At 56.3% G+C, this 19,060-nt stretch carries 21 protein-coding genes; 19 read left to right on the top strand and 2 right to left on the bottom strand.

All coding sequences use genetic code 11. The annotated features are described in order from the left end of the window. Positions 1-6: 6 nt before the first annotated feature. From eutT to eutR, 14 genes are all read left to right on the top strand, one after another. The gene (eutT, locus tag OGX91_RS19230; RefSeq protein WP_005121906.1) at positions 7-810 is read left to right on the top strand and encodes an ethanolamine utilization cob(I)yrinic acid a,c-diamide adenosyltransferase EutT; all 804 of its coding nucleotides are present in this window, start codon (positions 7-9) and stop codon (positions 808-810) included. Then, positions 807-1,823 carry a phosphate acetyltransferase gene (pta, locus tag OGX91_RS19235; RefSeq protein ID WP_005121907.1) on the top strand — a complete coding sequence of 339 codons (1,017 nt, stop codon included), beginning with the start codon at positions 807-809 and terminating at the stop codon, positions 1,821-1,823. The genes eutT and pta overlap by 4 nt, the downstream gene beginning before the upstream one ends. A gap of 41 nt (positions 1,824-1,864) precedes the next feature. Beyond that, positions 1,865-2,158 carry an ethanolamine utilization microcompartment protein EutM gene (gene eutM, locus OGX91_RS19240; RefSeq protein WP_005121908.1) on the top strand — a complete coding sequence of 98 codons (294 nt, stop codon included), beginning with the start codon at positions 1,865-1,867 and terminating at the stop codon, positions 2,156-2,158. A gap of 121 nt (positions 2,159-2,279) precedes the next feature. Further along, the gene (gene eutN, locus OGX91_RS19245) at positions 2,280-2,567 is read left to right on the top strand and encodes an ethanolamine utilization microcompartment protein EutN (protein ID WP_005121909.1); all 288 of its coding nucleotides are present in this window, start codon (positions 2,280-2,282) and stop codon (positions 2,565-2,567) included. A gap of 11 nt (positions 2,568-2,578) precedes the next feature. Then, positions 2,579-3,982 (top strand): aldehyde dehydrogenase family protein, encoded by a 1,404-nt coding sequence (locus tag OGX91_RS19250; protein WP_005121910.1) that lies wholly within the window; start codon positions 2,579-2,581, stop codon positions 3,980-3,982. Positions 3,983-3,994: 12 nt separating this feature from the next. Next, entirely contained in the window at positions 3,995-4,834 is an 840-nt protein-coding gene (gene eutJ / locus OGX91_RS19255) for an ethanolamine utilization protein EutJ (RefSeq protein WP_286627206.1), read from the top strand. Then, positions 4,824-6,011 (top strand): ethanolamine utilization ethanol dehydrogenase EutG, encoded by a 1,188-nt coding sequence (eutG, locus tag OGX91_RS19260; protein ID WP_005121912.1) that lies wholly within the window; start codon positions 4,824-4,826, stop codon positions 6,009-6,011. The genes eutJ and eutG overlap by 11 nt, the downstream gene beginning before the upstream one ends. Before the next feature lie 119 nt (positions 6,012-6,130). After that, entirely contained in the window at positions 6,131-7,363 is a 1,233-nt protein-coding gene (gene eutH / locus OGX91_RS19265) for an ethanolamine utilization protein EutH (protein WP_003038023.1), read from the top strand. After that, positions 7,360-8,763: an ethanolamine ammonia-lyase reactivating factor EutA gene (eutA, locus tag OGX91_RS19270; RefSeq protein WP_005121913.1), complete on the top strand. Its 1,404-nt coding sequence runs from the start codon at positions 7,360-7,362 to the stop codon at positions 8,761-8,763. Before eutH ends, eutA begins: the two co-directional genes overlap by 4 nt. 11 nt (positions 8,764-8,774) lie before the next feature. Further along, positions 8,775-10,136, top strand: a complete 1,362-nt coding sequence (gene eutB / locus OGX91_RS19275; RefSeq protein ID WP_286627207.1) for an ethanolamine ammonia-lyase subunit alpha — start codon at positions 8,775-8,777, stop codon at positions 10,134-10,136. A gap of 20 nt (positions 10,137-10,156) precedes the next feature. Then, positions 10,157-11,053: an ethanolamine ammonia-lyase subunit EutC gene (gene eutC / locus OGX91_RS19280; protein ID WP_005121916.1), complete on the top strand. Its 897-nt coding sequence runs from the start codon at positions 10,157-10,159 to the stop codon at positions 11,051-11,053. Between the two features lie 9 nt (positions 11,054-11,062). Further along, positions 11,063-11,722, top strand: a complete 660-nt coding sequence (gene eutL, locus OGX91_RS19285) for an ethanolamine utilization microcompartment protein EutL (protein ID WP_286627208.1) — start codon at positions 11,063-11,065, stop codon at positions 11,720-11,722. Positions 11,723-11,733: 11 nt separating this feature from the next. Further along, positions 11,734-12,279: an ethanolamine utilization microcompartment protein EutK gene (locus OGX91_RS19290; protein ID WP_005121919.1), complete on the top strand. Its 546-nt coding sequence runs from the start codon at positions 11,734-11,736 to the stop codon at positions 12,277-12,279. Positions 12,280-12,327: 48 nt separating this feature from the next. Further along, positions 12,328-13,380 carry an HTH-type transcriptional regulator EutR gene (gene eutR, locus OGX91_RS19295; RefSeq protein WP_005121920.1) on the top strand — a complete coding sequence of 351 codons (1,053 nt, stop codon included), beginning with the start codon at positions 12,328-12,330 and terminating at the stop codon, positions 13,378-13,380. A 122-nt stretch (positions 13,381-13,502) separates the two neighbouring features. On the opposite strand, the gene hemF is transcribed toward eutR, so the two are convergent. Both hemF and amiA read right to left on the bottom strand, forming a co-directional pair. Beyond that, a complete protein-coding gene (gene hemF, locus OGX91_RS19300; protein WP_149692248.1) occupies positions 13,503-14,402 on the bottom strand; it encodes an oxygen-dependent coproporphyrinogen oxidase in 900 nt (299 codons plus the stop codon). A 2-nt stretch (positions 14,403-14,404) separates the two neighbouring features. Then, a complete protein-coding gene (gene amiA / locus OGX91_RS19305; protein ID WP_005121924.1) occupies positions 14,405-15,274 on the bottom strand; it encodes an N-acetylmuramoyl-L-alanine amidase AmiA in 870 nt (289 codons plus the stop codon). Positions 15,275-15,485: 211 nt separating this feature from the next. On the opposite strand from amiA, the gene OGX91_RS19310 reads away from it, so the two are divergent. The 5 genes from OGX91_RS19310 (at position 15,486) to ucpA (ending at position 18,972) form a co-directional block, all read left to right on the top strand. After that, positions 15,486-15,911: a GNAT family acetyltransferase gene (locus tag OGX91_RS19310; RefSeq protein ID WP_149692249.1), complete on the top strand. Its 426-nt coding sequence runs from the start codon at positions 15,486-15,488 to the stop codon at positions 15,909-15,911. Continuing rightward, the gene (locus tag OGX91_RS19315; protein WP_182290142.1) at positions 15,898-16,347 is read left to right on the top strand and encodes a DUF2919 domain-containing protein; all 450 of its coding nucleotides are present in this window, start codon (positions 15,898-15,900) and stop codon (positions 16,345-16,347) included. The genes OGX91_RS19310 and OGX91_RS19315 overlap by 14 nt, the downstream gene beginning before the upstream one ends. Positions 16,348-16,406: 59 nt before the next feature. Beyond that, positions 16,407-16,982, top strand: coding sequence for an RpoE-regulated lipoprotein (locus OGX91_RS19320; RefSeq protein WP_016150735.1), 576 nt, complete (start codon positions 16,407-16,409; stop codon positions 16,980-16,982). 93 nt (positions 16,983-17,075) lie between these two features. Beyond that, the gene (gene yfeX / locus OGX91_RS19325) at positions 17,076-17,975 is read left to right on the top strand and encodes a porphyrinogen peroxidase (RefSeq protein ID WP_003838547.1); all 900 of its coding nucleotides are present in this window, start codon (positions 17,076-17,078) and stop codon (positions 17,973-17,975) included. A gap of 205 nt (positions 17,976-18,180) precedes the next feature. Beyond that, positions 18,181-18,972 (top strand): SDR family oxidoreductase UcpA, encoded by a 792-nt coding sequence (gene ucpA / locus OGX91_RS19330; protein WP_005121934.1) that lies wholly within the window; start codon positions 18,181-18,183, stop codon positions 18,970-18,972. Positions 18,973-19,060 lie beyond the last annotated feature (88 nt).

The raw sequence follows: 19,060 nt of genomic DNA on the forward strand, positions 1-19,060 counted from the left end.
GGATGTATGAAGGATTTCATTACCGAAGCATGGCTCAGAGCGAATCATACGCTCAGCGAAGGGGCTGAAATTCATCTCCCCGCTGATGCCCGCCTGACGCCGTCTGCCCGGGAGTTGCTGGAAAGCCGTCGTCTGCGCATTAAGTATATCGACGAGCAGGGAAGCTTGTTTGTTGACGACGAGGAACAGCAGCCGCAGCCGGTGCATGGTTTAACCAGCAGCGATACACATCCGCAGGCGACCTGTGAACTGTGTCATCAACCGGTGGCGAAGAAACCTGACACGCTGACGCATCTGACGGCGGACAAAATGGTCGCCAAAAGTGACCCCAGACTTGGATTTCGCGCCGCGCTGGACAGCACCATTGGTCTGGCCGTGTGGTTACAAATTGAACTGGCGGAACCCTGGCAGCCGTGGCTGGCGGATATTCGCTCGCGCCTGGGCAACATTATGCGTGCTGATGCTGTGGACGAACCGCTGGCCGCACAAGCTATTGTTGGCTTGAGCGACGAAGATTTACACCGGCTCTCTCATCAGCCGCTGCGTTACCTGGACCACGATCATCTGGTGCCGGAAGCCAGCCACGGACGTGATTGCGCGTTGCTCAATCTGCTGCGCACTAAAGTCCGCGAAACGGAAACGGTGGCCGCTCAGGTGTTTATCACCCGCAGTTTTGAAGTCTTGCGACCGGACATTCTGCAGGCGCTCAACCGTCTTTCAAGCACGGTTTACGTAATGATGATTCTGAGCGTGGCGAAGCATCCGCTAAGCGTCAGCCAAATCCAACAGCGACTGGGGGAGAAGTCATGATCATTGAACGTGCTCGCCAACTCGCTAAACAAAAGCCGGCTCGGGTGGTGTTCCCGGATGCGCTGGATGTACGGGTGCTGAAAGCCGCTAATTACCTGCACCAGCACGGTCTGGCGCGCCCGATTCTCGTCGCCAGCCCGTTTGCGCTACGCCAGTTTGCGCTCAGCCATCGCGTAGCCATGGACGGTATTCAGGTTATTGATCCACAAAGCAATGTACAGATGCGTGAAGAGTTTGCCCTACGCTGGCTGGCCCGCGCGGGCGAAAAAACGCCGCCGGATGCGCGCGAGAAGCTCAACGATCCGCTGATGTTTGCCGCCGCGATGGTCAGTGCGGGTAAAGCCGATGTATGTATTGCGGGCAACCTGTCGTCAACGGCAAACGTACTGCGTGCAGGATTGCGCATTATTGGATTACAGCCTGGCTGCAAAACGCTGTCGTCAATTTTCCTGATGCTGCCGCAGTATCTCGGGCCGTCATTAGGATTTGCAGACTGTAGCGTTGTGCCGCAGCCCACCGCGGCACAGCTGGCGGACATCGCCATCGCCAGCGCTGAAACCTGGAAGGCGATCACAGGTGAAGAGCCGCGCGTGGCCATGCTGTCGTTTTCCAGCAACGGCAGTGCTCGTCATCCCAATGTCGCTAACGTGCAGCAGGCTACGGAGATCGTTCGTGAGCGTGCCCCACAGCTCACCGTGGATGGGGAACTGCAGTTTGATGCTGCCTTTGTGCCGGATGTCGCTGCGCAAAAAGCGCCCGCCAGTCCGTTAAAGGGCAATGCCAATGTGATGGTTTTCCCATCGCTGGAGGCAGGCAATATTGGTTATAAAATCGCCCAGCGTTTGGGAGGTTATCGTGCCGTTGGTCCCTTGATTCAGGGACTTGCCGCACCGCTTCACGACCTCTCTCGCGGCTGTAGCGTACAGGAAATTATCGAACTGGCGTTGGTGGCAGCTGTGCCGCGCCAGACTGACGTGAGCCGTGAAAGCGTCTCGCAAACACTGGTTGAATGAACGGTCCCGTTCTGGACCCCTTTGATTAAGAGGAAAGCACAATGGAAGCATTAGGAATGATTGAAACCCGGGGCCTGGTTGCACTGATTGAGGCTTCTGACGCGATGGTTAAAGCGGCGCGCGTGAAACTGGTTGGCGTGAAGCAAATCGGTGGCGGCCTGTGTACTGCCATGGTTCGTGGTGACGTTGCAGCCTGCAAAGCGGCTACGGATGCCGGCGCTGCTGCCGCGCAGCGTATCGGTGAACTGGTTTCTGTACACGTTATCCCGCGTCCGCATGGCGATCTGGAAGAAGTGTTCCCGATCAGCTTCAAAGGCGACAGCAACGATATGTAAGTCGTCCATGTGACGCCACTGGATCGTTAAGAGAAAGCTGGCGTCACCCTCTCTCCTTTTCACATTACCTTCTGCGGAGGGTAGGGGGAGGTTTTACCTGAAATATGCCACGGAGGCGGGTATGAAACTGGCAATCGTCACAGGACAAATTGTTTGTACCGTTCGCCATCAGGGGCTCGCGCACGACAAGTTACTGATGGTGGAAATGATTGATGCCCAGGGAAATCCCGACGGGCAGTGCGCTGTTGCGATAGACAGCATCGGGGCGGGAACCGGAGAGTGGGTGCTGCTGGTCAGTGGAAGCTCAGCCCGCCAGGCGCACCATAACGACTCATCGCCTGTCGATCTGTGCGTGATTGGCATCGTCGATGAAGTGGTGGCAGGTGGGAAAGTGGTATTTCACAAATAAGGCAGAAAATCATGAATCAACAGGATATTGAACAGGTCGTGAAAGCGGTGCTGCTGAAAATGAAAGACAGCAGTCAACCCGTCAGTGCCGTTCAAGAAATGGGCGTCTTTGCCTCCCTGGATGACGCAGTGGCGGCAGCAAAAGTGGCCCAGCAGGGGCTGAAAAGCGTTGCTATGCGCCAACTGGCCATTCACGCCATTCGTGAAGCGGGTGAAAAACACGCCAGAGAATTAGCGGAATTTGCCGTCAGTGAAACAGGCATGGGACGCGTTGAAGATAAATTTGCCAAAAACGTGGCGCAGGCTCGCGGCACACCGGGTGTGGAATGCCTGTCTCCACAGGTATTGACCGGCGATAACGGCCTGACGCTGATTGAAAACGCACCGTGGGGCGTGGTGGCTTCGGTAACGCCGTCCACCAACCCGGCGGCGACCGTCATTAACAACGCCATCAGCCTGATTGCTGCGGGTAACAGCGTCGTCTTTGCGCCGCATCCGGCAGCAAAAGGCGTTTCTCAGCGCGCGATCGGCCTGCTTAACCAGGCGGTAGTCGCCGCAGGTGGTCCGGCGAACCTGCTGGTTACCGTTGCTAACCCGGATATCGAAACCGCCCAGCGTTTGTTCAAGTACCCGGGCATCGGACTGCTGGTCGTCACCGGTGGTGAAGCGGTGGTGGAGTCTGCGCGTAAGCATACCAACAAGCGTCTGATTGCCGCAGGTGCCGGTAACCCGCCGGTGGTGGTGGATGAAACGGCCGATCTGACTCGCGCCGCGCAGTCCATCGTCAAAGGCGCGTCGTTTGATAACAACATTATCTGTGCCGATGAAAAAGTGCTGATCGTCGTGGATAGCGTTGCTGATGAACTGATGCGTCTGATGGAGGGCCAGCACGCGGTCAAACTGACGACCGCCCAGGCTGAACAGCTACAACCGGTACTGCTGAAAAATGTCGATGAGCGTGGTAAAGGCACAGTCAGCCGTGACTGGGTCGGGCGCGATGCGGCAAAAATCGCCGCGGCGATCGGCCTGAACGTTCCGGAGCAAACCCGCTTGTTGTTCGTCGAAACCTCCGCCACGCATCCGTTTGCTGTGACTGAACTGATGATGCCGGTGCTGCCGGTGGTGCGGGTGGCTAACGTTGACGAAGCCATTGCGCTGGCCGTTACGCTCGAAGGTGGTTGTCACCATACGGCGGCGATGCACTCACGCAACATCGACAACATGAACCGTATGGCTAACGCCATCGACACCAGCATTTTCGTCAAGAACGGACCGTGCATTGCCGGTCTTGGGCTTGGCGGCGAAGGCTGGACGACCATGACCATTACCACGCCAACCGGGGAAGGGGTGACCAGTGCGCGCACGTTTGTACGCCTGCGTCGCTGTGTGCTGGTGGATGCGTTTCGCATCGTATAAGGAGTGAAAGAGATGGCGCATGACGAACAACTGTGGCTCACACCCAGACTGCAAAAAGCGGCATCGCTGTGTAACCAGACGCTTGCCGTAAGCGATTCACCGCTGTGGCTGGGCGTTGATTTGGGAACCTGTGATGTAGTGTCGATGGTTGTCGACAGCGATGGGCAGCCGGTTGCGGTTTGTCTGGACTGGGCTGACGTCGTGCGTGATGGCATCGTCTGGGATTTCTTCGGTGCTGTGACCATTGTTCGTCGCCATCTCGATACGCTCGAGCAACAACTGGGTTGCCGCTTTACTCATGCGGCTACCTCATTCCCGCCGGGCACTGATCCGCGTATCTCCATCAACGTGCTGGAGTCCGCCGGGCTTGAGGTGAGCCATGTGCTGGATGAGCCAACCGCCGTGGCGGATCTGCTGGCGCTTGATAACGCCGGAGTCGTCGATATCGGCGGTGGTACGACCGGTATCGCCATTGTGAAAAAGGGCAAAGTGACTTACTCCGCTGACGAAGCGACCGGTGGGCACCACATTTCCCTGACGCTCGCCGGGAACCGTCGTATTCAACTGGAAGAAGCCGAGCAGTTCAAACGCAGCAATGGCAAAGAAATCTGGCCGGTGGTTAAGCCGGTTTACGAAAAGATGGCGGAAATCGTCGCCCATCATATTGCCGGACAAGGGATTACGGATTTATGGCTGGCCGGTGGGTCCTGTATGCAGCCGGGTGTTGATGAGCTTTTTCGTAAGCGTTTCCCGGAGCTGCAGGTGCATTTACCGCAGCACAGTCTGTTTATGACCCCGCTGGCGATTGCCAATAGCGGAAAAGTAAAAGCGGAAGGAATCTATGCAAGCTGAATTGCAGACCGCGCTCTTTCAGGCATTCGATGCCCTGAATCTGCAACGCGTAAAAACGTTCAGCGTTCCACCGGTCACATTATGCGGACTGGGAGCGCTCAGCACCTGCGGACAGGAAGCGCAAACGCGCGGACTGACGCATATGTTCGTCATGGTTGACAGCTTCCTGCATCAGGCGGGGATGACCGCCGCTCTGGAACGTAGCCTGGCGATGAAAGGCGTGGCAATGACGCTGTGGCCATGTCCGGTCGGCGAGCCGTGTATTACGGACGTCTGCGCGGCGGTCGCGCAACTGCGCGAATCAAAATGTGACGGCGTGGTGGCCTTTGGCGGCGGCTCTGTACTGGATGCCGCTAAAGCAGTGGCGCTGCTGGTGACCAACCCGACGCAAACGCTGGCTGACATGACGGAGCACAGCGTGCTGCGCCCGCGTCTGCCGCTGATTGCCGTGCCAACCACCGCCGGGACCGGGTCAGAAACCACCAACGTTACGGTGATTATCGACGCCGCCACCGGACTTAAAAAAGTGCTGGCGCATGCAACCCTGATGCCGGACGTCGCCATTCTGGATGCTGCGGTAACGGAGGGCGTTCCCGCGCACGTGACGGCAATGACTGGTATTGACGCGCTGACCCATGCCGTTGAAGCGTACAGCGCGCTGAACGCGACGCCGTTTACCGACAGCCTGGCGATTGGCGCGATTGCGATGATTGGTAAATCGCTGCCGAAGGCCGTCGGATACGGCCACGATCTGGCGGCGCGTGAAAGCATGTTACTGGCGTCCTGCATGGCGGGAATGGCGTTTTCCAGCGCGGGGCTGGGCCTGTGTCACGCGATGGCGCACCAACCGGGGGCGACGCTGCATATCCCGCACGGACAGGCTAACGCCATGCTGCTGCCCACGGTAATGGGATTCAACCGCATGGTGTGTCGTGAGCGTTTCAGCCATATCGGCAGGGCGTTAACCAACAAGAAGTCGGACGATCGTGATGCCATCAACGCCGTCAGCGAGCTGATTAGCGAAGTGGGCCAGACCAAACGCCTCTCTGACGTTGGGGCAAAACCCGAGCATTACAGCGCATGGGCACACGCCGCGCTGGAGGATATTTGTATTCGCAGTAACCCACGCACCGCCACGCAGGCACAGATTATCGACCTGTACGCGGCTGCCGGGTAATGCCTGTAGGCCGGATAAGGTGCTCGCACCGCCATCCGGCAATAACACGGCGTTAATGCCGGAGGCGACGTAAACGTCTTATCCGGCCTACAAATCACAAATGACAGGGAGTAGGGGCTATGGGAATTAACGAAATCATCATGTACATCATGATGTTCTTTATGCTGATTGCCGCCGTGGACAGGATCCTGTCGCAGTTCGGCGGTTCGGCGCGCTTCCTCGGTAAGTTCGGTAAGAGCATTGAGGGATCGGGCGGTCAGTTTGAAGAAGGCTTTATGGCAATGGGCGCGCTGGGCCTGGCGATGGTCGGTATGACCGCGCTGGCGCCGGTACTTGCGCATGTGCTCGGGCCGGTGATTATTCCGCTGTACGAAATGTTGGGCGCGAACCCGTCGATGTTTGCCGGAACGCTGCTGGCGTGCGATATGGGCGGCTTCTTCCTGGCGAAAGAACTGGCGGGCGGCGACGTTGCGGCATGGCTGTACTCTGGCCTGATCCTCGGCGCGATGATGGGACCGACGCTGGTGTTCTCCATTCCGGTTGCGCTGGGAATTATTGAACCGTCTGACCGTCGTTATCTGGCGCTGGGCGTGCTGGCCGGTATCGTCACCATTCCGATTGGCTGTATTGCGGGTGGTCTGGTCGCGATGTACTCCGGCGTGGAAATCAACGGTCAGCCGGTGGAGTTCACCTTTGCGTTGATCCTGATGAACATGATCCCGGTGCTGATCGTGGCCGTGTTGGTGGCGCTGGGACTGAAATTCATCCCGGAAAAAATGATCAACGGCTTCCAGATCTTCGCCAAGTTCCTGGTAGCGCTGATCACCCTCGGTCTGGCGGCTGCGGTGATTAAATTCCTGCTCGGCTGGGAGCTGATCCCGGGTCTTGATCCTATTTTCATGGCGCCAGGCGATAAGCCGGGTGAAGTGATGCGCGCCATCGAAGTTATCGGTTCTATCTCCTGTGTGCTGCTGGGTGCCTACCCGATGGTGCTGCTGCTGACCCGCTGGTTTGAAAAACCGCTGATGAGTGTCGGCAACCTGTTGAAAGTTAATAACATTGCGGCTGCGGGTATGGTGGCAACGCTTGCCAACAACATCCCAATGTTCGGCATGATGAAAAACATGGATACCCGCGGCAAAGTGATCAACTGCGCGTTCGCGGTCTCAGCGGCCTTCGCTCTGGGTGACCACTTAGGCTTCGCCGCTGCCAACATGAACGCCATGATCTTCCCGATGATTGTCGGCAAGCTGATCGGCGGCGTGACGGCGATTGGCGTGGCTATGCTGTTAGTACCGAAAGACGAAGATGTTCCGGCACCAGCAGAAACCAATCCGGAGGCGCAATCGTGAACACTCGCCAGCTACTGAGCGTCGGTATCGATATCGGCACCACAACTACTCAGGTGATCTTCTCGCGCCTTGAGCTGGTTAACCGTGCGGCAGTGTCGCAGGTGCCGCGCTACGAATTCATCAAACGCGAAATTAGCTGGCAAAGCCCGGTGTTCTTTACCCCCGTTGATAAGCAGGGCGGGTTGAAAGAGGCCGAACTGAAAGCACTGATCCTCGCCCAGTATCAGGCGGCAGGGATTGCGCCAGAGAGCGTCGATTCCGGCGCGATCATCATTACCGGAGAAAGCGCCAAAACCCGCAATGCTCGTCCGGCGGTGATGACGCTCTCCCAGTCGCTGGGCGACTTCGTGGTGGCAAGCGCTGGCCCACATCTGGAATCGGTGATTGCTGGTCATGGTGCGGGTGCCCAGACTCTGTCAGAGCAGAAGTTGTGCCGTGTACTGAATATCGACATCGGCGGGGGGACGTCGAACTACGTGCTGTTCGACGCGGGAAAAGTCAGCGGCTCGGCCTGTCTGAACGTCGGCGGACGGCTACTGGAAACGGACGGCCAGGGGCGCGTGGTTCACGCGCATCAGCCAGGACAAATGATTGTTGATGACGTATTTGGTCCAGGCACTGATGCCCGAACTCTCAATGCGGCGCAGCTTGTTCAGGTGGCGCGACGGATGGCGGCGCTGATTGTGGAGGTGATTGACGGCACGCTTTCACCGCTGGCGCAGGCGCTGATGCAAACCGGTCTGCTGCCCGTTGGCGTGAAGCCTGAAGTGATTACGTTGTCCGGCGGGGTGGGTGAGTGCTACCGCAACCAACCTGCCGATCCGTTCTGTTTTTCCGACATTGGGCCGCTGTTAGCAACGGCGCTGCATGAACATCCGCGCCTGCGTGAGATGAACGTGCAGTTTCCGGCGCAAACCGTGCGCGCCACGGTGATTGGCGCCGGGGCGCATACGCTGTCGCTTTCGGGCAGCACTATCTGGCTGGAGGGTGTGGCGCTTCCGCTGCGCAATCTGCCGGTGGCGATTCCGGTTGATGAGGCTGATCTGGTGGCGGCCTGGCAGCAGGCGCTGCTGCAGCTCGACCTTGACCCGAAAACCGACGCCTACGTGCTGGCGCTGCCAGGTTCGTTACCGGTGCGCTACGCCGCGCTGTTAACGGTGATTGATGCGCTGCTGGCCTTTGTCGCGCGCTATCCGAATCCGCATCCCCTGCTGGTGGTAGCCGAGCAGGATTTTGGTAAAGCCCTGGGCATGCTGTTACGCCCACAGTTACAGCAACACCCGCTGGCGGTCATCGATGAGGTGGTTGTCCGGGCGGGGGACTATATCGACATTGGTACGCCTCTTTTTGGCGGATCGGTTGTGCCGGTGACGGTGAAATCACTCGCATTTCCTTCCTGAGGGAACGACTTATGAAACTAAAGACCACATTGTTCGGCAATGTTTATCAGTTTAAGGATGTAAAAGAGGTGCTGGCAAAAGCCAACGAACTGCGTTCGGGGGATGTGCTGGCAGGGGTAGCTGCAACCAGTTCGCAGGAGCGCGTGGCGGCCAAACAGGTGTTGTCGGAAATGACGGTGGCGGATATTCGCAATAACCCGGTGATTTCCTATGAAGAGGACTGCGTCACGCGTCTGATTCAGGATGACGTCAACGAAACGGCCTATAACCGCATCAAAAACTGGAGCATCAGTGAGCTGCGCGAGTACGTGTTGAGTGATGAAACCTCTGTCGATGACATTGCGTTTATGCGCAAAGGGTTAACGTCAGAAGTGGTCGCAGGCGTGGCTAAAATTTGCTCCAACGCGGATCTGATCTACGGTGGCAAAAAAATGCCGGTGATGAAAAAAGCCAACACCACCATTGGCTTGCCGGGCACCTTCAGCTGCCGTTTGCAGCCGAACGATACCCGTGACGACGTGCAGAGTATTGCCGCGCAAATCTACGAAGGGTTGTCCTTCGGTGCAGGTGATGCGGTGATCGGCGTTAACCCGGTAACGGATGACGTGGAAAACTTAAGCCGCGTGCTCGATACCGTGTATGGCGTTATCGACAAGTTCAATATTCCGACCCAGGGCTGCGTACTGGCGCACGTCACCACCCAGATCGAAGCAATTCGTCGCGGTGCGCCGGGCGGGCTGATTTTCCAGAGTATCTGCGGCAGTGAGAAAGGCTTAAAAGAGTTTGGCGTTGAGCTGGCGATGCTGGATGAGGCGCGTGCAGTGGGCGCGGAGTTCAATCGTATCGCCGGGGAAAACTGCCTGTACTTTGAAACCGGGCAAGGGTCTGCGCTCTCCGCTGGCGCTAACTTCGGCGCCGATCAGGTGACGATGGAAGCGCGTAACTACGGGCTGGCGCGTCACTACGATCCGTTCCTGGTGAACACCGTGGTGGGCTTTATCGGGCCGGAATATCTCTACAACGACCGTCAGATTATTCGCGCGGGCTTAGAAGATCACTTCATGGGCAAGCTGAGCGGCATCTCAATGGGCTGCGACTGCTGTTACACCAACCATGCTGATGCTGACCAGAACCTCAACGAAAACCTGATGATTCTGCTCGCCACCGCTGGCTGCAACTACATCATGGGCATGCCGCTCGGTGACGACATCATGCTCAACTACCAGACCACCGCCTTCCACGACACCGCGACCGTGCGCCAGTTGCTGAACCTGCGTCCGTCACCGGAGTTTGAACGCTGGCTGGAAACCATGGGCATTATGGCAAACGGTCGCCTGACCAAACGGGCGGGCGATCCGTCACTGTTCTTCTGATGACGCGGGGATGACATACGATGGATCAAAAACAGATTGAAGAAATTGTACGCAGTGTAATGGCGTCAATGGGGGAGTCACAGCCGCAGGCTCAAGCGCCGTCACCAGAAACGAAATGCAGCACTACGCAGTGCGCCGCACCAACGGGTGAAAGCTGTGCGATGGACTTAGGTTCAGCCGAAGCGAAAGCGTGGATTGGCGTTGAGAACCCGCATCGCGCAGAAGTGCTGACCGAGCTGCGCCGCAGCACCGCCGCGCGTGTATGTACCGGTCGTGCCGGTCCGCGTCCGCGCACTCAGGCGCTGCTGCGCTTCCTGGCTGACCACTCGCGTTCAAAAGATACAGTGTTGAAAGAAGTACCGGAAGAGTGGGTGAAAGCGCAAGGCTTGCTGGAAGTACGCTCAGAAATCAGCGACAAAAATCTGTATCTGACGCGCCCGGACATGGGGCGTCGTCTGAGCGCAGAAGCCATTGAAGCGCTGAAATCACAGTGTGTAATGAACCCGGATGTGCAGGTGATTATCTCTGATGGTCTGTCTACCGACGCCATCACCGCTAACTACGAAGAGATCCTGCCGCCGCTGTTGTCAGGCTTAAAACAGGCCGGATTAAAAGTCGGGACACCGTTCTTTGTTCGCTATGGCCGCGTGAAAATCGAAGATCAGATCGGTGAACTGCTCGGCGCGAAAGCAGTGATCCTGCTGGTTGGGGAACGTCCGGGCCTCGGCCAGTCGGAAAGTCTGTCCTGCTATGCCGTCTATTCGCCACGCGTGGCGACGACCGTTGAAGCTGATCGTACCTGTATCTCCAATATTCACCAGGGCGGTACGCCACCGGTTGAAGCGGCGGCGGTGATCGTGGATTTGGCCAAGCGCATGCTGGAGCAAAAAGCGTCCGGCATCAATATGACCCGTTAAGGAGGCATCATGCCAGCATTAGATTTGATTAGACCTTCAGTCACCGCAATGCGCGTGATTGCCTCGGTAAATGACGGTTTTGCCCGTGAACTTAAATTACCGCCACATATACGTAGTCTCGGACTCATCACAGCAGATTCTGATGACGTGGCGTATATTGCCGCAGACGAAGCGACAAAACAGGCGATGGTGGAAGTGGTTTATGGCCGCTCGCTGTATGCCGGCGCGGCGCACAGTCCCTCTCCAACCTCGGGCGAAGTGCTGATCATGCTCGGCGGGCCGAACCCGGCCGAAGTTCGCGCCGGCCTGGACGCCATGGTCGCCAATATCGAAAGCGGCGCGACGTTCCAGTGGGCCAATGACGCAGAAGATACCGCCTTCCTTGCGCACGTGGTTTCGCGTACTGGTTCGTATCTCTCGGCGACCGCAGGATGCCGACTTGGCGATCCGATGGCGTATCTGGTGGCACCGCCGCTGGAGGCAACATTTGGTATTGATGCTGCGCTTAAATCTGCCGATGTACAGATTGTCACCTATGTGCCGCCGCCGTCAGAAACCAACTACTCAGCGGCGTTTTTAACCGGTAGCCAGGCTGCCTGTAAAGCTGCCTGTAATGCTTTCGCTGATGCTGTTCTGGATATTGCCCGTAATCCTGTCCAGCGCGCGTAAGAGAGGTTGCAATGATCAATGCACTGGGATTACTGGAAGTGGATGGCATGGTGGCTGCCGTAGACGCGGCGGATGCCATGCTGAAAGCCGCGAACGTGCGTCTGCTCAGTCACCAGGTGTTGGATCCTGGCAGGCTGACTCTGGTGGTGGAAGGCGATCTGGCCGCGTGTCGTGCAGCGCTGGATGCCGGAAGCGCAGCCGCAGCGCGTACAGGACGTGTTGTCAGCCGCAAGGAGATAGGGCGGCCGGATGATGACACCCAGTGGCTGATCGGCGGTTTTACGCGCCAGCCGAAGAAACCAGAACCGAAGAAACCAGAGCAGAAGCCTGAAGTGAAGTCAGATGAGGCCCCAGAGAAGACGCAGGAAGCATCTGTGTCATCTGAATCCTCTGATGAATTGCTGGCGCTGTTAACATCGGTCCGTCAGGGAGTGACGGCAGGGGAAGTGGCTGCCCACTTTGGCTGGTCACTTGATGAAGCCAGAAAGGCGCTGGAACAGCTCTTTTCTGACGGAGCGTTGCGTAAACGCAGTAGTCGCTATCGCTTAAAAAATTAACCTGTCGGAGGGCCGGGGGCTTCGTTGAAGCTTCCGGCTTAAAAGATCATGAAAAAGACCCGTACTGCAAACCTGCACCATCTTTATCATGAAGCATTACCCGAAGACGTTAAACTTACGCCGAAAGTGGAGGTGGACAACGTTCACCAGCGGCGAACAACGGATGTGTATGAGCATGCGCTGACGATTACCGCCTGGCAGCAGATCTACGACCAATTGCATCCGGGAAAATTTCATGGCGAGTTCACGGAAATCCTGCTCGACGATATTCAGGTGTTCCGTGAATACACCGGTCTGGCGCTGCGTCAGTCGTGTCTGGTCTGGCCGAACTCGTTCTGGTTTGGTATTCCGGCCACCCGCGGCGAACAGGGATTTATTGGTACCCAGTGTCTGGGTAGCGCTGAAATCGCTACCCGTCCAGGTGGGACAGAGTTTGAACTGAGTACGCCGGACGATTACACCATTCTGGGTGTCGTTATTTCGGAAGAGGCGATTGCTCGTCAGGCTAACTTCCTGCATAACCCGGAAAGGGTGCTGCATATGCTGCGCAACCAGTCGGCGCTGGAGGTGAAAGAACAACATAAAGCTGCCCTTTGGGGCTTTGTGCAGCAGGCGCTGGCAACGTTCAGCGAAAATCCGGCGAATCTTCATCAGCCTGCGGTGCGCAAAGTGTTGGGCGATAACCTGCTGCTGGCGATGGGCACCATGCTGGAGGAAGCGCAGCCGATAATCACGGCTGAGAGCATCAGCCATCAGAGCTATCGCCGCCTGCTGTCGCGGGCGCGCGAATACGTGCTGGAAAATATGTCAGAACCGCTGACCGTGCTCGACCTGTGTAACCAGCTGCACGTCAGCCGCCGGACGTTGCAAAACGCTTTTCACGCAATCCTCGGCATTGGACCGAATGCCTGGTTAAAACGCATTCGCCTGAACGCCGTGCGTCGCGAGCTGATAAGCCCGTGGTCGCAAAGTACCACGGTGAAAGACGCTGCCATGCAGTGGGGATTCTGGCATTTAGGGCAGTTTGCGACCGACTACCAGCAGTTGTTTGCGGAGAAACCGTCGCTGACGCTGCATCAGCGCATGCGCCAGTGGGCGTGATGGTATAGCTTGAGTAGGCCTGATAAGGCGTTCGCCGCCATCAGGCAATTGTGGTTGCTGCGCTGCCGGATGGCGACGCCTTGCGTCTTATCCGGCCTACGAATTGTTCCGCCATCAGGCCATTACACCCAGTCGCGCACCTGAATAAACTCGCTAAGGGCGGCTTCCGGACTGCCGTCATCCGGGTGGTAATCATATTCCCAACGCACCAGCGGCGGCATCGACATCAAAATCGATTCCGTGCGCCCGCCGGTTTGTAAGCCAAACAGCGTGCCGCGATCCCACACCAGGTTGAACTCCACGTAGCGCCCACGGCGATAAAGCTGGAAGTTACGCTCGCGCTCACCCCATATCATCGCTTTGCGGCGTTCGACGATCGGCAGATATGCGTCGGTGTAGCCTGCGCCAACCGCCTGCATAAAGGCGAAGCAGTGATCGAAATCCGGCGTATTTAAGTCATCGAAAAACAGCCCGCCGATGCCGCGCTGCTCGTTACGGTGCTTGAGAAAGAAGTAGTCATCGCACCATTTTTTGTAACGCGGGTACACGTCATCACCGAACGGCTGGCACAGATCACGCGCCGTGCGGTGCCAGTGCACCGCATCCTCATCAAAGCCGTAGTAGGGTGTTAAGTCAAAGCCGCCGCCAAACCACCACACCGGCTCGGCGTCCGGTTTTTCCGCGATAAAAAAACGCACGTTGGCATGGCTGGTCGGAATGTAAGGATTCTGAGGATGCACCACCAGCGAGACGCCCATGGCCTCAAAACTGCGCCCGGCAAGCTCCGGGCGATGGGCGGTAGCCGAGGCCGGCATTGCATCGCCGTAGACGTGGGAGAAGTTGACGCCCGCTTGCTCGAAAATACCACCGTTACGCAGCACCCGGCTGCGCCCGCCGCCGCCCGCTTCGCGCTGCCAGTTATCTTCAACGAACCCGGCGCCATCTACGGCGGATAACTGCTGACAAATATCATCCTGCAGGCTGAGCAGGAACTGTTTTACGCGCTGTACATCGGGCTTCATGATTAACGTTTCTTCGAGTGTGCTTTCTGGTTATCAAACCAGTGGAAATAGCTAATGATGCCATTGGCGATAGCGGTAGCGATTTTTTGACGAAATGCCGTCGTGCCGAGCAGTCGCTCTTCTTCCGGATTGGTAATGAACGAGGTTTCGACCAGTACCGACGGAATCGAAGGTGATTTTAGCACCACGAAGGCGGCCTGTTCAGTGCTACGACTGTGCAGACGGTGTACCGGCTTAATCTTTTTGAGAATATGCGACCCTAAGGTCAGGCTGTTTTTAATGGTGTCGGTTTGCACCAGATCGAACAGTACCTGCTGCAGCAAATGGTCTTTATCAGTGGTCTTCTTTCCGGCCACTTCATCGGCCCGGTTTTCACGATCGGACAGATATTTCGCCATGGCGCTACTGGCGCCGCGATTAGACAGCGCAAAGACCGATGCCCCTGCCGCACTCGGATTGGTGAAGCCGTCGGCGTGAATTGACATAAACAGATCGGCGCCATGCTTGTGGGCTATCTCGACGCGATCGTACAGCGGAATAAACGTATCGCCGGAGCGGGTCAGGCGCGCATCAATGCCCTGGTTGCGTAGAATCGAGCGCACGTTTTTGGCAATCGCCAGCACCACGTGCTTCTCCTTCGAACCGTTGCGACCAATTGCGCCGGTATCAATCCCGCCGTGACCCGGATCGAGGACAACTACGCGCTTAGCGCCGGCTTTTTTCGCTTTCGGTTTGCTGTGCCCATTGCTGGTCTTAAGCGCTTCTTCTTTAGCGATGGCTTGCGACATGCCTGACAGCGTCAGGGCGGCCAGCCCGGCTTTCAACACCTGGCGGCGCGATGTGAGTGTTTTTAGTGGTTTAAAAGTGCTCATACGGCCTGAGTTGTAAAAAAAGGTTCTAAACGTTATATCGTATCGCGTTGTCCGTTGCGACGGATCGGGATAAGAATTGTTTTACTTTTCATTTCAATACGTGACAATTCCGTATTATGCCATTTTTTCCGCCGCTTCGCGTCAGATATTGGCTAAATCAGTGGTTCGCGCCATAATCGCTTTTTAACGTCCTGAAAAGGTAACCAATACCATGGAAATACGCGTTTTTCGCCAGGAAGATTTCGAAGAGGTGATCACCCTCTGGGAGCGCTGTGATTTGCTGCGTCCATGGAATGACCCGGAAATGGACATTGAACGCAAAGTCAATCATGACGTCAGCTTGTTTCTGGTCGCAGAAGTGAACGGTGAAGTTGTCGGCACAGTGATGGGCGGCTACGACGGACATCGCGGTTCGGCCTATTATCTCGGCGTGCACCCTGAGTTTCGCGGTCGCGGCATCGCTAATGCGCTGCTTAACCGACTGGAGAAAAAGCTCATTGCCCGCGGTTGTCCGAAGATTCAAATTATGGTGCGGGAAGATAACGACGTGGTGCTGGGTATGTATGAACGTCTGGGCTATGAACATGCGGATGTACTCAATCTGGGCAAGCGTTTGATTGAAGATGAAGAGTACTGAGTTCCATCCGGCCGACTATGACGTTCACGGGTGCCTGCGTCTGCCATTTCTGTTCTGGTGCGTACTGCTGCTGCAGGCGCGCACCTGGGTGCTGTTTGTGATTGCGGGATCTTCGCGCGAGCAGGGCAACACGTTGCTGAACCTGTTTTATCCCGATCATGACGCATTCTGGCTGGGTTTGCTCCCCGGCGTTCCGGCCGTACTGGCGTTTTTACTCAGCGGGCGGCGTTTTGCGTTCCCCGTTTTGTGGCACAGGCTGCGCGGATTATTGATTCTCGCTCAACTGGTGCTGCTGTGCTGGCAGCCGGTGATGTGGCTGGCAGGCGATCCGCTCAACGGTGTCGGGCTGGCGCTGCTGGTGGCGGATATCGTCGCACTGGTCTGGCTGTTAACCAATCAACGTTTGCGTGCCTGTTTTTCCCTTGAGAAAGAATAACGGCACTTTTTGGGGAAACCGGACTCCAAGCAACGTTGATAAATAAGGAAGGAAGTGAAATGAAATCACTGCGTTTGACTTTATGCGCGATGCCGCTGCTACTGGCCGGGTGTTCAACGTTGTCCTCGGTGAACTGGTCTGCCGCCAATCCGTGGAACTGGTTTGGTTCTTCAACGCAGGTCACAGAGCAGGGCGTCGGAGCGTTAACGGGCGCGACACCGCTGGATGAAAAAGCCATTGCTGATGCGCTGGACGGTGATTACCGCCTGCGTAGCGGGATGAAGACTGATAACGGAAATGTGGTGCGCTTCTATGAAGCGATGAAAGACGACAAGCTGGCGATAGTCATCAATGGTAGCCAGGGAACCATTAGTCGTATTGATGTGTTAGACCACGATATTTCGTCAGTCGCGGGTGTCGAAATCGGTACACCGTTTAGCGACCTTTACACTAAAGCTTTCGGTAATTGCCAAAAGGCAACCGGCGATGACAGCGCGGGCGTTGAGTGTAAAGCTGAAGGAAGTCAACATATTAGCTATATTTTTTCCGGTGAATGGAGCGGGCCTGAGGATATAATGCCGTCTGACGACACGCTGAAAGCGTGGAAAGTAAGCAAAATTATCTGGCGGCGTTAATTTGCGTCTGAACAAATCGGCTTGTTAAAAAAACAGGTAGAATATCGCCCATCAATGCCACGGTGTCGTGGCATCTATTTTTCAGGAGGAACAATGTCTCAGGTTCAGAGTGGCATTTTGCCAGAACATTGCCGTGCGGCGATTTGGATTGAAGCCAATGTTAAAGGCGACGTTGAGGCCCTGCGTGCGGCCAGCAAAACCTTCGCCGATAAGCTGGCGACCTTTGAAGCTAAGTTCCCGGATGCGCATCTGGGCGCGGTTGTCGCTTTTGGCAACAACACCTGGCGTGCATTGAGCGGCGGCGTCGGTGCTGAAGAGTTAAAAGACTTTATCCCTTATGGTAAAGGTCTGGCACCAGCAACCCAATATGACGTGTTGATCCATATTCTCTCTTTGCGTCATGACGTGAATTTCTCCGTTGCGCAGGCGGCAATGGAAGCATTTGGCGACTGTATTGAAGTCAAAGAAGAAATCCACGGTTTCCGTTGGGTCGAAGAGCGTGACCTCAGCGGCTTTGTTGACGGTACGGAAAACCCGGCAGGCGAAGAAACGCGCCGTGAAGTCGCCGTTATCAAAGATGGTGTGGATGCCGGTGGCAGCTATGTGTTTGTGCAGCGTTGGGAACATAACCTGAAGCAGCTTAATCGCATGAGCATCCATGACCAGGAAATGATGATTGGCCGCACCAAGGAAGCCAACGAAGAGATCGATGGTGACGATCGTCCGGTAACATCCCACCTGAGCCGTGTTGACCTCAAAGAAGACGGTAAAGGGCTGAAAATTGTACGCCAGAGCCTGCCATACGGCACTGCCAGCGGCACGCATGGTCTCTATTTCTGCGCCTACTGCGCCCGTCTGCACAACATTGAACAACAGTTGCTGAGCATGTTTGGCGATACCGACGGCAAACGTGATGCAATGCTGCGCTTCACCAAACCGGTCACCGGTGGCTATTACTTTGCACCGTCGCTGGATCGACTGATGGCGCTGTAACCCCAGTGTTGCCTGGTTGCGCTCACGCTTACCAGGCCTACCGCGTTCTTATCTGTCATGAAATTGAAAATCCCCGCCCCGACGGGGATTTTTTTTACCTGAAATTAACCTGATTTAGTGAGCTATTCCTCAGCATGAATTTGTTAATGCTGTATCTTCTGCGTGAATGAAGTGAAGGCTTCATATTCAAAAGGAGAATATTGAAATGGGAAAACTCACGGGCAAAACAGCATTGATTACGGGCGCATCTCAGGGTATTGGCGAGGGGATCGCCAGAACGTTTGCCCGCCATGGCGCGAACTTAATCCTGCTGGATATCTCCGATGAGATTGAAAAGCTGGCGGATGAACTGGCTGGGCGCGGGCATCGCTGCACAGCGGTTCACGCAGACGTCAGAGATTTTGCGTCGGTCACGGAAGCGGTAAAACGCGCGAAGAAAATTGAAGGCAAAATCGACATTCTGGTCAACAATGCAGGTGTATGTCGCCTTGGCAACTTCCTTGAAATGAGCGATGAAGATCGCGACTTCCACATTGATGTCAACATTAAAGGCGTCTGGAACGTGACGAAGGCCGTTCTGCCGGAGATGATTGCGCGCAAAGACGGGCGCATCGTGATGATGTCATCGGTAACAGGCGATATGGTAGCCGACCCGGGCGAAACGGCGTATGCGCTGTCGAAAGCCGCTATTATCGGCTTAACCAAGTCCCTGGCGGTTGAATACGCGCAGTCCGGCATTCGCGTAAATGCCATTTGCCCGGGCTACGTTCGTACGCCGATGGCAGAGAATATCGCGCGTCAGTCTAACCCGGACGATCCTGAATCCGTATTAGTCGACATGGCGAAAGCGATCCCGATGCGTCGTCTGGCCTGTCCGCTTGAAGTGGGTGAACTGGCGGCGTTCCTGGCGTCGGATGAGTCCAGCTATTTAACTGGCACGCAAAACGTGATTGATGGCGGCAGCACCCTGCCTGAAAGCATCAGCGTCGGCATCTGATTGATGCCTGTCTCCTCCCCGGTGAACCTGGGGAGGGGTTTCCCCTTATTCTCTTTTCAACTTTCAAATCATCAAACGGTATATAAAA

This window comes from Citrobacter sp. Cpa228, from assembly GCF_030333085.1.
GTDB classification, from domain to species: Bacteria; Pseudomonadota; Gammaproteobacteria; order Enterobacterales; family Enterobacteriaceae; genus Citrobacter; species Citrobacter pasteurii.

Bases quoted from the DNA above. Each gene is read 5' to 3' on its own strand.
- eutT (WP_005121906.1), top strand. From the start codon at position 7: ATGAAGGATTTCATTACCGAAGCATGGCTCAGAGCGAATCATACGCTC.
- pta (WP_005121907.1), top strand. From the start codon at position 807: ATGATCATTGAACGTGCTCGCCAACTCGCTAAACAAAAGCCGGCTCGG.
- eutM (WP_005121908.1), top strand. From the start codon at position 1,865: ATGGAAGCATTAGGAATGATTGAAACCCGGGGCCTGGTTGCACTGATT.
- eutN (WP_005121909.1), top strand. From the start codon at position 2,280: ATGAAACTGGCAATCGTCACAGGACAAATTGTTTGTACCGTTCGCCAT.
- OGX91_RS19250 (WP_005121910.1), top strand. From the start codon at position 2,579: ATGAATCAACAGGATATTGAACAGGTCGTGAAAGCGGTGCTGCTGAAA.
- eutJ (WP_286627206.1), top strand. From the start codon at position 3,995: ATGGCGCATGACGAACAACTGTGGCTCACACCCAGACTGCAAAAAGCG.
- eutG (WP_005121912.1), top strand. From the start codon at position 4,824: ATGCAAGCTGAATTGCAGACCGCGCTCTTTCAGGCATTCGATGCCCTG.
- eutH (WP_003038023.1), top strand. From the start codon at position 6,131: ATGGGAATTAACGAAATCATCATGTACATCATGATGTTCTTTATGCTG.
- eutB (WP_286627207.1), top strand. From the start codon at position 8,775: ATGAAACTAAAGACCACATTGTTCGGCAATGTTTATCAGTTTAAGGAT.
- eutC (WP_005121916.1), top strand. From the start codon at position 10,157: ATGGATCAAAAACAGATTGAAGAAATTGTACGCAGTGTAATGGCGTCA.
- eutL (WP_286627208.1), top strand. From the start codon at position 11,063: ATGCCAGCATTAGATTTGATTAGACCTTCAGTCACCGCAATGCGCGTG.
- OGX91_RS19290 (WP_005121919.1), top strand. From the start codon at position 11,734: ATGATCAATGCACTGGGATTACTGGAAGTGGATGGCATGGTGGCTGCC.
- eutR (WP_005121920.1), top strand. From the start codon at position 12,328: ATGAAAAAGACCCGTACTGCAAACCTGCACCATCTTTATCATGAAGCA.
- hemF (WP_149692248.1), bottom strand. From the start codon at position 14,402: ATGAAGCCCGATGTACAGCGCGTAAAACAGTTCCTGCTCAGCCTGCAG.
- amiA (WP_005121924.1), bottom strand. From the start codon at position 15,274: ATGAGCACTTTTAAACCACTAAAAACACTCACATCGCGCCGCCAGGTG.
- OGX91_RS19310 (WP_149692249.1), top strand. From the start codon at position 15,486: ATGGAAATACGCGTTTTTCGCCAGGAAGATTTCGAAGAGGTGATCACC.
- OGX91_RS19315 (WP_182290142.1), top strand. From the start codon at position 15,898: ATGAAGAGTACTGAGTTCCATCCGGCCGACTATGACGTTCACGGGTGC.
- OGX91_RS19320 (WP_016150735.1), top strand. From the start codon at position 16,407: ATGAAATCACTGCGTTTGACTTTATGCGCGATGCCGCTGCTACTGGCC.
- yfeX (WP_003838547.1), top strand. From the start codon at position 17,076: ATGTCTCAGGTTCAGAGTGGCATTTTGCCAGAACATTGCCGTGCGGCG.
- ucpA (WP_005121934.1), top strand. From the start codon at position 18,181: ATGGGAAAACTCACGGGCAAAACAGCATTGATTACGGGCGCATCTCAG.